This is a genomic window from Nocardia sp. NPDC004582 (assembly GCF_053602115.1).
Genome location: NZ_JBSGCY010000147.1, coordinates 1 through 15,053, shown reverse-complemented (window position 1 = coordinate 15,053; position 15,053 = coordinate 1). Strand labels below are relative to the sequence as shown.

At 70.1% G+C, this 15,053-nt stretch carries 10 protein-coding genes and 1 pseudogene; 3 read left to right on the top strand and 8 right to left on the bottom strand.

The genetic code is table 11. From position 1 onward, the window contains the following. The coding region (gene eccE, locus ACWELJ_RS28665; RefSeq protein WP_452369236.1) for a type VII secretion protein EccE at positions 1 to 646 on the bottom strand (646 nt) is incomplete at its 3' end. Between the two features lie 109 nt (positions 647 to 755). Here eccE and eccB point away from each other — a divergent pair. Further along, on the top strand, positions 756 to 2,243 hold the full coding sequence (gene eccB / locus ACWELJ_RS28660) for a type VII secretion protein EccB (RefSeq protein WP_452369235.1): 1,488 nt from the start codon (positions 756 to 758) through the stop codon (positions 2,241 to 2,243). A gap of 2 nt (positions 2,244 to 2,245) precedes the next feature. Here the strand turns inward: eccB and mycP are convergent, their stop codons facing one another. Then, positions 2,246 to 3,673, bottom strand: coding sequence for a type VII secretion-associated serine protease mycosin (gene mycP / locus ACWELJ_RS28655; protein WP_452369234.1), 1,428 nt, complete (start codon positions 3,671 to 3,673; stop codon positions 2,246 to 2,248). Positions 3,674 to 3,681: 8 nt separating this feature from the next. After that, complete coding sequence (gene eccD / locus ACWELJ_RS28650) at positions 3,682 to 5,142, bottom strand: type VII secretion integral membrane protein EccD (protein WP_452369233.1); 1,461 nt, start codon at positions 5,140 to 5,142, stop codon at positions 3,682 to 3,684. 70 nt (positions 5,143 to 5,212) lie between these two features. Between eccD and eccCa the strand changes: the two genes are divergently transcribed. Then, the gene (gene eccCa / locus ACWELJ_RS28645) at positions 5,213 to 9,247 is read left to right on the top strand and encodes a type VII secretion protein EccCa (protein ID WP_452369232.1); all 4,035 of its coding nucleotides are present in this window, start codon (positions 5,213 to 5,215) and stop codon (positions 9,245 to 9,247) included. A gap of 262 nt (positions 9,248 to 9,509) precedes the next feature. Here the strand turns inward: eccCa and ACWELJ_RS28640 are convergent, their stop codons facing one another. From ACWELJ_RS28640 to ACWELJ_RS28620, 5 genes are all read right to left on the bottom strand, one after another. Then, positions 9,510 to 9,812, bottom strand: a complete 303-nt coding sequence (locus ACWELJ_RS28640; RefSeq protein WP_452369231.1) for a WXG100 family type VII secretion target — start codon at positions 9,810 to 9,812, stop codon at positions 9,510 to 9,512. Positions 9,813 to 9,826: 14 nt separating this feature from the next. Next, the gene (locus tag ACWELJ_RS28635; protein WP_452369230.1) at positions 9,827 to 10,156 is read right to left on the bottom strand and encodes a WXG100 family type VII secretion target; all 330 of its coding nucleotides are present in this window, start codon (positions 10,154 to 10,156) and stop codon (positions 9,827 to 9,829) included. Positions 10,157 to 10,256: 100 nt separating this feature from the next. After that, entirely contained in the window at positions 10,257 to 11,465 is a 1,209-nt protein-coding gene (locus tag ACWELJ_RS28630; RefSeq protein WP_452369229.1) for a DUF7373 family lipoprotein, read from the bottom strand. 34 nt (positions 11,466 to 11,499) lie between these two features. Then, entirely contained in the window at positions 11,500 to 12,726 is a 1,227-nt protein-coding gene (locus ACWELJ_RS28625; RefSeq protein ID WP_452369228.1) for a DUF7373 family lipoprotein, read from the bottom strand. A 37-nt stretch (positions 12,727 to 12,763) separates the two neighbouring features. Next, the gene (locus ACWELJ_RS28620) at positions 12,764 to 14,329 is read right to left on the bottom strand and encodes a serine/threonine-protein kinase (RefSeq protein WP_452369227.1); all 1,566 of its coding nucleotides are present in this window, start codon (positions 14,327 to 14,329) and stop codon (positions 12,764 to 12,766) included. A 142-nt stretch (positions 14,330 to 14,471) separates the two neighbouring features. Between ACWELJ_RS28620 and ACWELJ_RS28615 the strand changes: the two are divergent. Further along, positions 14,472 to 15,053: pseudogene (locus ACWELJ_RS28615) on the top strand (FHA domain-containing protein); the annotation flags it as partial.

The following is a 15,053-nucleotide window of genomic DNA, read 5'->3' as shown; positions in this document are numbered from 1 at the left end:
ACCAGCAACTGCGCGAGACTGCCCCACACCGTCGCACCGTCGGCGACGGCCACACCGAGGCGATGGTGAGCCAGACCGTGCGGTGCGCGGTGGCGGGCAGCGGGCCGAGCAGGGATTCGTAGACGGCGCCCGCGGGCGTGCCGGAGCGGCTGCGGAAGCCGTGCGAGACGATGTCGATGCCGGACAGCAGGATGTCGTGCTGGGTCAGGCTTTTCGCGAGTTCGGGCAGCGGCAGCAGATGGGTGGAGTGCACGGTGGCGCGGCCCAGCCGGGTGAGACCGCCCTTGGGCGCCAGCACTTCCACGACGGCGACCACGCGGCTGCCGTCGCGATACAGGCCGAGCGGGCGGCCCTCGACGGCACGGAAGTCGATGATGTCGGTGGGCTGGTGAGTGCGGCGAACACGGAAGCAGCCGCGGGTGGCGATCCAGTCCGAGAGCGTGCGTTTGCCAAGCGGTAGCAGATGAATCAGACCGACCACTATGCCGAGGGTGAGCGCACCCCACCAGGCCATTCCACACAGTGCGGCGACAACCAGAACGACCAGTCCTGCGACCTGTGCCCAGACGAGGTTCGCGAGCGAGACCAGGTCCGGCCGCCCGGTCCGTGACGGTCGCTCCGCCGCCGCCTCTGATGCGATCGTCATCGTCGGTCCCCGCTCCGCGATGTCGGCCCCGCGCGCTGACCGAGTGTGAATGAAGGTCCAGGTCACTGTACTGTCTTCGGCGAAAACCCACGACGCACTGGGGATTTGGATGCCTTCGAAACCCACGACCCGATGGCAGGTGAGCGGCTACCGCTTCCTGGTCCGTCGCATGGAGCACGCCCTGGTCCGCCGGGACGTGCGCATGCTGCACGATCCCATGCGCTCCCAGTCCCGGGCCTTCGGCGCCGGACTGATCCTCGCGTGCGTCGCGCTCGCGGGTTGCGGAGTAGTGGCTCTGCTACGGCCGCAGGACAAGATCGGCTCCAGCAAGATCCTCATCGGCAAGGACACCGGCGCGGTCTATGTCGTGCTCGACGATGTGGTGCACCCGGCGCTGAACCTGGCCTCCGCCCGGCTGGCCGTGGGCGACGCGGCCACTCCGGCCACCGTCGCCGAGTCCGAGTTGGCCAAGCGGCCGCGCGGCCAGCTGATCGGCATTCCGGGCGCGCCGACCTCGCTCGGGTTCACCGGCGGTGACGGTCGTACGTGGACGGTGTGCGACGCGCTGTCCAATGACGGCAGCCGCAGCCTCACCAGTGCGGTGCTGGTCGGCGAATTGGCCTTGGCGGACAAGGCTTCCGCGCTGGCTCCGGGGCGGGCGCTGCTGGTGCAGGGGCGTGATCACGCCTACCTGATCTACGACGATCAGCGCGCCCGGATCGATCTCGAGGATCGTGCGGTGGTCGACGCGTTGGACCTGCGCGGGCAGACGCCACGTCCGATCAGTGCGGGACTGCTCGACGCCATCCCCGAGGTGCCGCCGCTGGTGCCGCCGCGCATCGAGAATGCCGGAGCCGCACCGGGTTACGCGCTCGGCGACCACCTGATCGGCGATGTGGTGCGGGTGCGGACCGACGGCAAGTACTACGCGGTGCTGGACGACGGATTGCAGCCGGTGTCGGCGCTGACCGCCGACATCATTCGCAATACCTACCGGTCCAGTGCGGCCGACAGCGCTATCGCGCAGGCCGATCGCACGGGCGCGCCGGTGTCCGCGGCGCTGCGGGTGTCGAAATACCCGGCGCAGGCCCCGATCCTGGTGGACGGCAAGGATCAGCCCGTCGACTGCCTGTCGTGGCGGCCGGTCGGTTCGGCTGACACCTCCGACGGCAGTAAGCACGCCGAATTGTCCGTGCTCACCGGGCATACCGTCCCGATTCCCGACCGCGCGCGTTTGGTGCCGCTGGCGCAAGCCGACGGCGACGGGCCCGAGGTGGACAGCTTCTATATGCGGCCGGGCGCGGGAGCGTACCTGCGGTCCACCGGGATCGAGCCGGACAGTCAGCGTCAGGACGGCCTGTTCTTTCTGTCGGACTACGGGGTTCGCTTCGGGATCCGCGATCTGGACGCCGCCAAGGCCCTGGGGATGGATCCGGCGACGGTGCGGCCGGGGCCCGCGCCATGGCCGATCCTCGGACTGCTCGCGCCCGGGCCGACCCTGAGCCGGGAGGGTGCGATGGTCGCCCACGACGGCGTCGCGCCCGACCCGAATCCGGCCCGGGAACCGGTCAGCACGCCAGGGCCGAGCGCGAACTGACGTCAGCTGTCGCGGTCGCCGAATTTGCGGCGCAATGGGAACGACGCGAGGAATCCCAGCACCAGCAGGAGTGCCACGACTCCGCTGCCGATCAGGGCGACATCGCGAGCCGTCTTGTCCGGTGCCGCCGCTGGCCTGGGCAGCGGTAGCTGCTGATCTCTGGCCTCGGCGGGGTGCTTGGGGCGCAGGTCCTCGCGCACCTCGGCGGTCAGCGCGGCCACGGGATCGATTGTGCCGTAACCGATGTACGGATTCCAGCCCTCGCCGGAGGCGTGCGCCGTGGCCTCGATACGCTCGATGACCTGGTCGGCCCGCAAATCCGGATACCGCGATCGCACCAGCGCGGCGACACCCGCGACCTGCGGCGCGGCGAAACTGGTTCCGCTGTAGGGCAGCACCTGCCCCTGATTGGTCACCTTGGCGGTGGTGAGCCCGGCATCGCGGGGATCGAGCGAGACGATGTTCTCGCCCTGCGCCGCCACCCCCACCCACGGTCCCGGGACGGTGAACGTCGACGGCCGGCCGAAGGCGTCCACCGAGCCCACCGACAGCACATAGGCGTCCCACCAGGCCGGGACCACGTAGGACGTGACGTGATCCCACGGATCGCGGTCCGGGTGCACCGGATCCGGGCCGGGGTTGCTCGTCTTGCAGGTGTCGGTATTGCCGGCCGAGGCCACGATCACCACATCCTTCTCGACCGCGGCGTACCGCACGGCCGCGCCCAGTGCGCCCATCTCGGCGCTCACCGGTTCGGTGGTGGGGCAGGCGACCAGGGAGATATTGATGACCCGCGCACCCGCGTCGGCCGCCCGCCGCACGGCCGAGGCCAGCGCGGAGATCTTGCCGTAGCCCTCGGGCATATCGTCGGGGCCCTTGTCGCGGCCGGCGCCTTTGGCCTGGTACAGCGCGCTGGTCTGCCGGATGGTCATGACGCGGGCCTCCGGCGCGACCCCGGCGAAGCCCTGTCCGCCCACCTGGGTGGCCGCGATCAGGCCCGCCACGATGGTGCCGTGGGCGTCGCAGTCCTCGGTGCCGTCGCCGCCCGCGGCCACGTAATCGCCCTCGGGGATTAGCCCGGGCAGGCGGGGATGCGGGGACACCCCGGTGTCGATCACCGCCACCAATTGGCCCGCGCCGCGCGAGAATTGCCATGCGCCGGGCAGATCCAGGGCGCGCTGGGTCGCCGGGACGGTAGGTCCGTCACCGCCCGACCGGGTGCTCAGGCAGGGGAAGTTGGCGGGATGCTCGGTCGGTGTCGGCGGGGTGGCGGGACCGCCCGGTGGCAGCAGGCCCGCGTCGACGGGTGGTGGCCGGTCGGCGTGCGCGACGCCCGGCACGGAACCGATCCCGAACGACGCACCCAGTGCGAGAACGGAAGTCGCCGCGGCGAGTCGGAAAGCCCTGGCGCGCACCGCTCCGACCCGCATGGCCGCTGTCAGAGTCCGCGCACGAGGGCGTAGAGGCCGGTCACCCAGAAGGCGAGCGGCGCCACGGCGGCCACGAACCCGTACTCCAGCAACTCCACCGCCCGGAGCATGGGCGGGCTCGCCTGCTGTCGCGGCACCAGGAAGCCCAGCACCAGCGCGGCCGCGAAAAGCGCCGTAGCCACACCGAATACCGTGAGCGGCTGCCGTTGGGTGAGGGCCGCGCCGATCAGCACCAGCAATACGATGGCCGCGCCACCCGCGATGAGCACCACCGCCTGCCTCGCGTCCGCGTAGGTGCGGCTGCGGAACATCAGGACCGCCGCACACGCCAGCGCCAACGCCAGGCCAGGCCAGAACGGCCGGGCGGCGGACGGGTCCACGCTCGCCACCGCCCCGGTCGCGATCACCAGGGTGGTGGCCGCGACCAGTCCGGCCAGATGGTCGCGCGCCCGTTCGGATTTCGCGCGCAGCGCCTCCAGCGTCGGCAGGGCGCGGTGGTCGTCGGGATCGTCCTCGGTGGGGTCGATGGGGGTCCCGGGCGCGGGGACCGGCGGCAACGGCAGCGCGGCGAGCAGCATGGAAAGTCTTGGGGCCAGCGATAGTCCGGCCAGCCCCAAGGCCGCGACACCGCCGCCGACGGCACGCTGCGGAAGATCGGTGAGCAGACCGGTCAGGGTGGCGGGGATCGTGAAGACCGCCAGTGCCGCGGCGCCGATGAACAATCCCGGCCCGACTCCGGTCACCCGCCAGGTCAGCACGGCGGTGGCCCCGGCCAGCACCGAACCGAGAAGCGCGTTGGCCCAGCCATAGTGGTCCGGGACGTAGAGCAGGCCCGCGGTGAACGCGGTCGGTAGCGCGCAGCCGCCCAGCACCAGGGCGCTCGCGTGGTCGCGGTAGATGCGGGCGAGCACGGTGCTCGCGGTGACCAGCAGCAGGGTGACGGCGGTGGCCACGACGGCGGTGATCCAGGCCGGGACGGCGTCGGGTACGGCCAGCAGGCCGAAGCAGCCGGTCAGCATGGCGGCCACTGCCAGCGCGGAGCCGGTCAGCCGGGCGGTGCGCGGGGACCACCCGCGGAAATGGTCGGCGTCGGCGATGGCGACGCTGTCCATGATGTCGTCGAAGAGCGGTGCGGGAGCGATGTATTCGGCACGCTGCAGCATGAGCAGCTCCCCGTCGCGCACGCCCAGTTCGCTCAGGCTCAGGGAATTGGCGAAGGGCGGTCGCCCGACCCGGGCCAGCACCCATGCGCGCGGCTCGACCGATTCGCCGTCGAGATCGAAGTCGTTGGCGCGGTTGTGCTGATCGACCAGGTCGACCAGGCTCGGAATGATCAGGGCCACCGGCACATCCACGGGAATGGCCATATCGACCTGGGTGTGTTTGGCCAGAACGGTGACTCGCGCCAGATCCGGCGCGCGCACGGTGCCGCGGAAGTCCTCGAGCTGATCCGTCCGCGACTGCGTCACGCCCGCACTGTACGGCATGATGGTTGCCGTCCGTACACTGACCGCCCGAACCTCCGGGGGAATTTCCGCGATGAGCACCGTACGGTTCCACCGCCGCCCGCGCCGGGAGATGCCGCGCTCGCCCGGTGGCGAAGTGACACTGCAACCGCCGCCGGAGATTCCGCGGGCGGTACCGGCCAACCTCTTCGCCAAACTGATGCCGGTGGTGATGGGCGCCGGCATGCTCGGCATGGTAGTGCTGCTGTTCACCTCCGGCGGCGGTGTCGCGTCCAATCCGATGAGCCTGATGTTCCCGATGATGATGGTGTTCTCCATGGTCGGGATGTATGCGGGGCAGGGCGGCAAGGGGCGGAACGCGGCCGAGGCCGACGAGGACCGCAAGGACTATCTGCGCTATCTGGATCAGGTGCGCCGCGACGTGGAGGTGACGGCCGGGCAGCAGCGGGCGGCCGTCGAATGGAGTCATCCCGAGCCCGGGCTGATCTGGATGCTGGCCGGGACCGCGCGGATGTGGGAGCGCCGGCCGGGGGACAAGGACTTCTGCCACGTCCGCATCGGGCTTGGTAGCCAGCGGCTTGCTACGAGACTGGTCGCCCCGGAAACAGGTCCGGTCGAGGAGCTCGAACCCATCGCCGCGGTCTCACTGCGGCGCTTCGTGCGCACCCACTCCACCGTCCCCGACCTGCCGACCGCCCTCGCCGTGAAAGGTTTCGCCGCCGTCCAGCTCACCGGCGATCGGGTCCAGGCCCGCGACCTCACCCGGGCCATGCTGCTGCAACTGGCCATGTTCCACGGCCCCGACCAGGTGCTGATCGCCGTGGTCTGCGGGCCCGCGGAGGCTGTGCGCGAATGGGAATGGACCAAATGGCTGCCGCACGGCCAGCATCCCGAATCCCAGGACGGGGTGGGCAGCGGGCGCATGGTGTACGGGTCCATGCGGGAAGCCCACGCCGACCTGAATACATTGCTGCGCAATCGGGTTCGATACTCCCGCAATCAGCCGGCGGATCCCGGACTCACCCACATCGTGCTGGTGGTCGACGGCGGACTGCTCGAGGCCGAGGAGGATCCGTTGCGCGAGCACGGGTTCGAGGGCGTCACCGTCATCGACCTGTGCGGGTACGCGCCCCGGCTGGCGGCCTCGCGCGGCATCCAGATGGTGGTGGAGGACGGCGAGTGCGCCGGGCGCGGTCCCTCCGGAGCGATGGAACGCTTCGCCGTGATCGACCGCATCACCGCGCGCGAGGCCGAACAGGCGGCGCGGCGGCTCGCGCCCTATCGGGCCCCGGCCCCGCGTCCCGCCGAGACCGGCGGTGACGAGGGTGAGGTGATCTCCAGCTGGGCGCAACTGCTGGGACTCGGCGACCTCGGCGCATTCACCCCCGAGACCGCGTGGCGGCCGCGGTACGGCCGCGAACGACTGCGGGTGCCGTTCGGCGTCGGGGCCGACGGGCTGCCGGTGATACTCGACATCAAGGAGGCGGCCGAGGGCGGCATGGGCCCGCACGGGCTGTGCATCGGCGCGACCGGGTCCGGCAAGTCGGAATTCCTTCGCACCCTGGTGCTCTCGCTCATCGCCACCCACTCACCCGATCAGCTCGAATTCGTACTGGTGGACTTCAAGGGCGGCGCGACCTTCCTCGGGCTGGAAGGGGTGGCGCATATCGCGGCCATCATCACCAACCTGGAGGAGGAGGCCGACCTCGTCGACCGCATGCGCGACGCGCTCGCCGGAGAGATGAACCGCCGCCAGGAACTGCTGCGCGCGGCCGGGAACTTCGCCAATGTGTCCGAATACGAGAAGGCCCGCGCGGCGGGGGCGGACCTCGACCCGATGCCCGCGCTGTTCGTGGTGCTCGACGAGTTCTCCGAACTGCTCTCGCAGCACCCGGATTTCGCCGAACTGTTCACCATGATCGGCCGCCTCGGCCGCTCACTGCACGTGCACCTGCTGCTGGCCTCGCAGCGGCTCGAGGAAGGGCGGCTCAAGGGGCTGGAGAGTCACCTGTCCTATCGGATCGGGTTGAAGACGTTCTCCGCCAACGAGTCCCGGCAGGTGCTGGGCGTGCCGGACGCCTACAACCTGCCCGGCAATCCCGGCGGCGGCTACCTGAAGTCCGACGCGGGGGAGATCCAGCGGTTCCAGTCCGCCTATGTCTCCGGGCCGTACACCGGTGGCATGGCGCGGCGTGAGGACGGGGCGGTGACCCGATCCGGCGAGGTCGATGCGGCCGTGCGCCCGTTCAGCGCGGCGCGCGTGGAATTTCGTGCCGCGGACCGGATTCCGCCGCCCGAGCGGCCGGAACCGGTGACCGCGCCCGCCGAGGCGGATCAGCTCTCCAACCTCCAGACGCTGGTGTCGCGGGTGCGCGGGCACGGGCGGCCCGCCCACGAGATCTGGCTGCCGCCGCTCGGGGACGCGCCGACCCTGGATCAGCTGCTGCCGCGGTCCGTTCTCACCGGTGACTGGAGCCCGCTGGCGGCCCTGCGCGCCCCGATCGGCCTCGTCGACCGGCCCTACGACCAGCGCCGCGGCCCCATGGTGGTGGACCTGTCCGGATCGCGCGGGAACGCGGCCGTGGTCGGCGGCCCGCAATCGGGCAAGTCGACGGCGTTGCGGGCGCTGGTCATGGCGATGTCGTTGACGCACACCGCCGAACAGGTCCAGTTCTACCTGCTCGATTTCGGCGGCGGCACCATGGTCGGCCTGGCAGGACTGCCGCACGTGGGCGCGGTGGCCGGCCGGATGGAAGCCGACCAGGTGCGGCGCACCGTGGCCGAGATGGTGGGCATCATGCGCCGCCGCGAAGCCGGCTTCCGGCGGCTCGGCGTGGAATCCATGGCCGAGTTCCGGCGGCTGCGCGCCGCCGGACCCGACGCCGACGGCGCCGCGGCGGGCGTGCGGGAGGACCCGTTCGGGGACGTGTTCCTGGTGATCGACGGGTACGGCGCGTTCCGCCAGGAATTCGAACTGCTCGACCAAACCGTCATGAACCTTGCCGTACAAGGGCTTTCGTACGGTGTGCACGTGGTGCTGTCACTCAACCGCTGGGCCGAGGCGCGGCCCGCGCTCAAAGACCAGATCGGGACGCGCGTCGAACTGCGGCTCGGCGACCCGATGGACTCGGATCTCGGACGCAGGTTCGCGGCGCTGGTGCCCATGGGCCGGCCGGGGCGCGGCATGACCGCCGACGGGCTGCACCTGCTGACCGCGCTCCCGCGCGTGGACGGTGATCCCGACCCCGCCTCATTGGGAACCGGTGTAGCGCACGCTGTTTCGGCGATTGCCCGGCTGACGCCGGGGCGGCCCGCGCCGGCGGTGCGGATGCTGCCCGAGCGGCTGCCCCGTACCGAACTGTTGCGCGCGGCGGCGGACTGGCCCGCGACCGTGGACCGCTCCCAGCCGTGCCTGCGCTTCCCGCTCGGCATCGACGAGGCGCGGCTCGCCCCGGTATTCCTGGACCTGGCGGCGAGCCAGCACCTGGTGATCATCGGCGACTCCGAATGCGGCAAGACCACCGTCTTGCGGTCCCTGGTGCGGTCCATCTGCGCGGCCAACACCACCGACCAGGCCCGCGTCATCCTGGGCGACTACCGGCGCACCATGCTCGGCACCGTCCCGCAGGGCTACCTCGCGGGCTACGGCACCACCGCACCGCAGTTCACCCAGAACATGGCCGACCTCGCCGCCTACGTCACCCAGCGCATGCCCGGCCCCGACGTGACCCCGCAGCAACTCAAGAACCGCTCCTGGTGGCAGGGCCCCGAACTCTACGTCCTCGTCGACGACTACGACCTGGTCGCCAACGCCACCGGCAACCCCCTGCACGCCCTGGTCGACCACCTCGCCCACGCCCGCGACCTCGGCTTCCACCTCGTCCTGGCCCGCCGCTCCGGCGGCGCGGGCCGCGCCATGTACGAGGCCACCCTCAACCGCCTCAAGGAACTCGATGCCGCGTCCCTGACCATGAGCTGCAGCCGAGACGAAGGCGTCCTCTTCGGCAACGCCCGCCCCGCCCTCATGCCCCCGGGCCGCGGCACCTACAGCACCCGCACGGACGAGGACCTGATCCAAACCGGCTGGCTCCCCCCGGCCGAACCCTGAAACAGATGCGAAAAACTCACACGCCCCGCCGGATCCGCACAACACGCCCACCGGATCCGCACAACGCGAACGGCCCCCGGCACAGTGCAGGGGCCCATTCGCTGTGAGTTTCTTCGTGTTCCAACGCGACAACTGATTTCGTGCCGACCGGGGTAACTCGCCGGGCACCCCCACAATCGGTTCGGCTCCCGACCGCCGGCACGGATGCACGACAGTCAACGGCACTCTGCCGTCCGCTGAAGTCACGGGGAGGCGGGGGAGCTCAGAACAGGCCTGCGAGGGCGGTGTCTTTGGCTTGGAGTTCGGCGTTGCCGGTGCGGACCAGGGTGGCCGCGCCGTTCAGGGTGGTGTTGAGCTGGAGGACATGCTGATTCCACAGGCGCTGCAGGTCCGCGAACGCGTCGTTGGCATCACCCTTCCAGTTGTTCTGCACGAATTCCTCCACCGTGCGGTGGAAGGCCTCGAGCTGGTCGCGAATGGCCTCCGCGCGGCGGATGATCGAATTCGCGCCGTCGGCGACGCCTTCGAAATGGGCGGAGATGATCTGGCCGTCGACTGCTGCCATGGTGGACTCCTTTCCTAGACTGCCGGGAGGTCGAGGCTCGAGATCTGGGCGTTGACCTTGGATTCGTAATCCTTGTCGTGCGCTTCGTAATTCGAGCCGACCTTGATCAGCGTCTCGGCGGTGTGCATGAGCTTGTCGTTGAGCTTGTCGGCCTGGAAGTAATAGCGCTGCATGAACGCGTTGAACGCGTCGGCTGCCCCGCCCCGCCAATTCGAGCCCACGACCATGGCGTCCTCATCGCGCTTCAGATCGGCGATGCTGTGCATGAGCATGTCGTGGGTCTTCTGGAACTGCTGGGCCTTGGCCTGGATGAGCTCATTACTGGCTTCGAATGCACCGGCCACGGTGCCTCCTTCCGATTCGCGGGCGGACGACCTCTGAGTGCTTGGACGTAGGCCACGACCCATCGGTTCCCGCTCCGCGCGAAAGGAGTTCACATGGTCGCTACCAGGTGCTGTTCGCGAACAACGCGTATTGTGCGGCCGCCCGTTGATGGGCGTCGGCGATCTGGTCGGAGTCCACCACGGCGGTGTACTGGCGATAGCTGACCGTGCACCGGAAGCGTTTGATGCGGGTGAGGCTGGACGCCGGGGTGGCGGTGGTTTGCCCGCACTTCCCGTCCGGGAATCCGGCCGGTGCGTCCGCGACGCCCGAATAGCCGTGTTCGATAATGGCGGTGGCGAGCTGTTTCGCGGCCTGTGCGTCCCGGGTGCGGAACAGCATCGACGGACCGTCGTAGTCCGCGCCCGCGATCGAGTAGCGATCGATGCCATTGTCGGTGACGATCCGCCGCCAGTACCCCTGATCCGCGACCCGATGCAGGAAGCCGCGCGGTTCGGCCACGGCCATGGTCTGGAAATCGGGGAGGAATCCCTCCCCTGGAGTGAGGGTGCGGCGCAGCATGTGGTCCGCGTCGAACGGCAGGCGCAGCAGGCCCTCGGGGGTCAAGGGCGGCAAGGAATCCAGGAGCGGCAACTGCGCGTCGAGGACCTTCGTGGCCAGGGCCGTCAGCTTGGACAGCTCCGGATCCGGCACACCGACGTAGGCGTTCACGACGTAATTGCCGTGCGCGACGGTCGATCCGATGCTGGCGACCCCGGGCCGCCAATGGGCGTGGGCGTCAGGGTATTTCGGCAGCGTCACCCGTTGGTTGGCGTCCGGGGACACCGCGAAGTCGGCCTCGTCCAGTTCCGTGGCGGCCTTGGCGGCGGCCGCCGCGTCACGGAACTGGAGGACGGTGACCGTGGTGAAGGAGCTGCCCTCCACGGTCTTGCCGGACTTGTCGGGCTGTTTGTCGGTGTGGCCCACCGAGAGTCCGAACATCATCTTGTTCGCGTCGAGCACCGGTGCGGTGGCGTTGGCCAGCACCCGGGTGGCGGTCTCGGTATTGGTCATCGACACCACGCCGGTGCCGAAGGTGAAGGCCGGGTCGATGTCGGCGCCGTTCACCACGTGGTCGGCCAGGCGTTGCGTCGCCAGCTCGGTCGCCAGCCGCGTACGCGGGTTGTACTCGTAGCGCAGGTCCAGCGGCGCGGTCGAGTACTTGCCGACATCCAGTGTGCGGATATCGATTTCACCCGGGGTCGCCGTGCCGGTGACCGCCGAACCGCAGCCGGCCACCGCCGCCGCGGTGATCGCGAGCAGAGCGGTCATTCGAAAACGCGAGATCATTCCCATCGCCTCCCGATCACTTTTCCGCATTGACGAACAGGGCGTACTGCGCCGAGATCCGTTGCTGGGCATCGAGCAGCTGGCTGGCCGCCACCTCCCCGGCGAAGCGGCCGTGGGTGACGTAGCAGTAGTAGGTGATCGAGAAACGCTGCGGCCCGGTGTACTTGCGGCACTGGGCATTCGGCAGGTTCGCGGGGGAGTCGGCGGGCCGGAAGGTGCGCGAGGTGCGGGCGCGCTCGGCCACGATGTCCGCGGCCCCGGCGGCGTCACGGGCGCGGAAGACGTAGCCGCCGGCGAACGCCACCCGATCGACGCCCGCCTTCTCGAACAGCGCCGCGTTGTCGTCGCCGGGGAAGATCTGCAGCCCGCCATGCCGGTCGTACACGCCGGGGATGCCGCGCTCGGACTGATCGTCGGCGACGGTGCGCAGCGTCCGCCCGAGCACGCCGTCCAGATCGACGGGCTGCTCGGTCAGCTGATCCGGCGCGACGGCCGGGAACTTCGCGAGCGCGCCCGGGATCACGTCGATGCCGAGCTGGACGCGGGCCAGTAGCGTGGCCGGATCGCTGATCTTGGTCTCCGCCATCACGTCGTCCCACACGTAGCCGTAGATGACGTATCGGCCGGTGGCGTACCAGGATCGGACGGTGGCGTTGAAGTCGTAGGACTTGTCCAGGTAGACGAACGCGTCCGGGTACTTGTCCAGGTGCAGGCGCTCGCTGGGGGCCGCGTCGAAATCGGCCTGGCCCATCGCTTGCGCGGCCGCCTGGGCCGCCGCGTCGTCGGTGAAGATCAGCACCGTGTTCGCGAACTCGTACGACAACCCCGGCGATTTGTCGGAGTTGCCGGTGGTGACGTAGCCGGACAGGAAGCCGGGCGCCGCGGCCCGCAGGTCGGCGGCCTTGGCGTTGGTGCGGATCTTCATGGCGCTGGACCCGAGATCGATGAACGGACGGATCGCGCCGTTCACCGCGGCCGCGGGATATTTGACCGCCGGATTGATCTCCGACGGCAGTGGCAGGTAATTGGCCAGCCGCTCGGCCTGCACGGCGCGGCCGAGCTCCTTGCTCTCGGCCTTGTCGTACTTCTTGGGCTGGGTGATCAGGTTGCCGGTGTCGAGCTTGGCCAGATCGATGACGGGCTCGGCGGGGGCGGCGGGCCCCGGATCCGAGCCGCACGCGGCGGTCAGCACCACCGTGACGGCGAAAGCCGCGGACATGGCTGCGCGCAAGCGCTGACGCATGGGTTCCCCTCCCCAGAACTGACTGACCCGCCAAACCCTACTTGATCCGGTTGTGCAGGACCGGCACCAGTTTGGTGAGCAGGGTCGGACCGGATTCGGGAGTCCAATTGCGGATCGCCGCGACCGCGGACGGGTCGTCGACCGGCACCACGATGGCGCGGGAGCTGCTGATCTCGCTGGGCAGGCCGAGCAGGCCACCGCCGCCCGCCTTGGCGTCGCTGCGGACCGCGATGATGTAGGAGTTGTCGGTCACCTTCAGCGAGCCCCAGCCGGAGGAGGGTCGCGGCGAGGTCTCCCCGGCCGCGGGCTGGTACTGCGGGTTGTAGACGAAGCCCAGGCTCTCCAGGTATTTCGCCTGATCGCTGCCGGTCAGGTAGATGCTGTATTTGGTGTTGTAGTCGTCGCCGGTCACGTCGACGACCGTGATGGACTTGCCCTGGAACGCGGGATTGTCCTGGCGGGCCTGGTCCACCGAGCTCGGGACCGTATTCGCGGCGGGGACGGCGGACGTCGGTGCGGCGGAACCGGTCTCGTCGCCACCGCTGGCGACGATGCCGATGCCGACCGCCACCGCGGCGGCGACCGTCGCCGCCCCGATGCCGAGGTAGAGCCGGGTCCGATTGCGTGCCGGCCGGACCAGTTCGGTGGGCTCGGACGCGGAAACCGGTATGCGGCCCTGGGTCTCACCGGCCGCCAGCAGGCCCGGCGGCGCGATCTGGATCGGATAGGTCGGCGAAGTAGTGGTGGACACCGGGTTGTAGCCCGGCACCAGCGCGGCCGTGGCGGCCTCGGTGAACTCGCGGCAGGAGTTGAACCGTTCGGCCGGATTCTTCGCCATCGCCCGCGCGAAGACCTGGTCCAGGGCGGCGGGCAGATACGGGTCGACATCGGTGGCGCGCGGCGGCGGCTCGTGCAGGTGGCCCATCATGACCAGCGCCGGCTGCGTCGCGGGATACGGGTTCCGGCCGGTGAGCAGCTTGAAGAAGGAGCAGCCCAGGCTGTAGATGTCGGCGCGGTGATCGAGCGGCAGCCCCGATAGCTGCTCCGGCGGCGCGTAGGCGATGGTGGCGACGAAGCTGCCGGTCTGGGTGAGTTCGGTGGTGTCCTCGGTGGACTTGGCGACCCCGAAGTCGGCCAGCAGCGCGCGCTCGTCCTCACCGGCGGCGGTGGAGAGCAGGAAGTTGGCGGGCTTCACGTCCCGGTGCAGCAGGCCGCGCCGGTGCGCGTAGTCCAGGCCGCGCCCGATCTGGGTGACGATGGACAGCGCCCGCAGCGGCGGAATGGCGGCCGGATCGCGCTTGAGCTCGGCCGAGGCGTCGGTGCCCTCGACATACTGCATGGCGATCCACAGCTGCCCGTTCTCCTCGCCGCGATTGTGCACCGCGACGATGTTCGGGTGGTCCAGGCCCGCAACCACATTGGCTTCGCGTTCGAAGCGGCCGCGGAACTCCTCGTTGCTGGTCAGCTCGGCCGAGAGCACCTTGAGCGCGTCCATCCGCGGCAACTCGGGATGCTTGCCCAGATAGACGGTCCCCATACCGCCCGACCCGAGCACCCGGACGATCCGATAGCCGCCGACGACGGTGCCAGGACTCATCGCCATCGCATCAACTCCTGGATCCTCGCCGGACGCAGGGGCTCCCCCCGCTGCTCTCCGCGACTGTAGCCGGTGCCGGACGGGCACGTAACCTGGTGGCTGTGCTGAAGGATCCCTGTCGCGTGCTTCCCGGGGGCCGGTTCCCGTGATGGATCGGCAGGTCGAGGTCGTCGCGGGCGGGCACGCGCTGGGCCGGGTCGCGGGAGCGGTGATCCTGGTCGCGCATCGGGAGCGGGGCGCGATCACGCCCGAATCGCGGGCCGTGGTGGCGGTGCGGGCGCTGGGGGATCTGGTCGCCGACGCCACCGATCTGGTCCCGGACGGACCCGGCCGGCAGATCGCCCGGCAGGCCACCCGCTGGCTGATGAAGGAGGCCGAGCGGATCTCGCCCGGGCAACCCATCGAATTCGGCATCCTGTCCACCGCCGACACCGGTGGGCTGGCCATCTTCCTGCACGGATCGGTGACCGCCGTGCTGGCCGGAACCGCGGTCGAGTACTACCGGGGCAGCGACGCCGCGTTCACCGTGGACCGGGTCGCCGCGCCGCCCGCGCGGGCCGCCGCCCTGTTCATCGACGAACCGCGGCGGCGGGCGCCGGAGCTGCCCCAGCGCGGAATCGGCACGCTCATCGAGGGACTCGCGCCCGCGGCGGGCGCGGTGGTGTGGTTCGAGGGCGAACCGATCGTGTGCCGCACCCCGGCGCGCCCGGCCGGGGCCCGGCACCGGGCC

Excerpts from the sequence above, each read along its gene's own strand:
- eccCa (WP_452369232.1), top strand. The coding sequence starts at position 5,213 with ATGAGCACCGTACGGTTCCACCGCCGCCCGCGCCGGGAGATGCCGCGC.
- eccB (WP_452369235.1), top strand. The coding sequence starts at position 756 with ATGCCTTCGAAACCCACGACCCGATGGCAGGTGAGCGGCTACCGCTTC.
- ACWELJ_RS28625 (WP_452369228.1), bottom strand. The coding sequence starts at position 12,726 with ATGCGTCAGCGCTTGCGCGCAGCCATGTCCGCGGCTTTCGCCGTCACG.
- ACWELJ_RS28630 (WP_452369229.1), bottom strand. The coding sequence starts at position 11,465 with ATGACCGCTCTGCTCGCGATCACCGCGGCGGCGGTGGCCGGCTGCGGT.
- mycP (WP_452369234.1), bottom strand. The coding sequence starts at position 3,673 with ATGCGGGTCGGAGCGGTGCGCGCCAGGGCTTTCCGACTCGCCGCGGCG.
- ACWELJ_RS28640 (WP_452369231.1), bottom strand. The coding sequence starts at position 9,812 with ATGGCAGCAGTCGACGGCCAGATCATCTCCGCCCATTTCGAAGGCGTC.
- ACWELJ_RS28620 (WP_452369227.1), bottom strand. The coding sequence starts at position 14,329 with ATGGCGATGAGTCCTGGCACCGTCGTCGGCGGCTATCGGATCGTCCGG.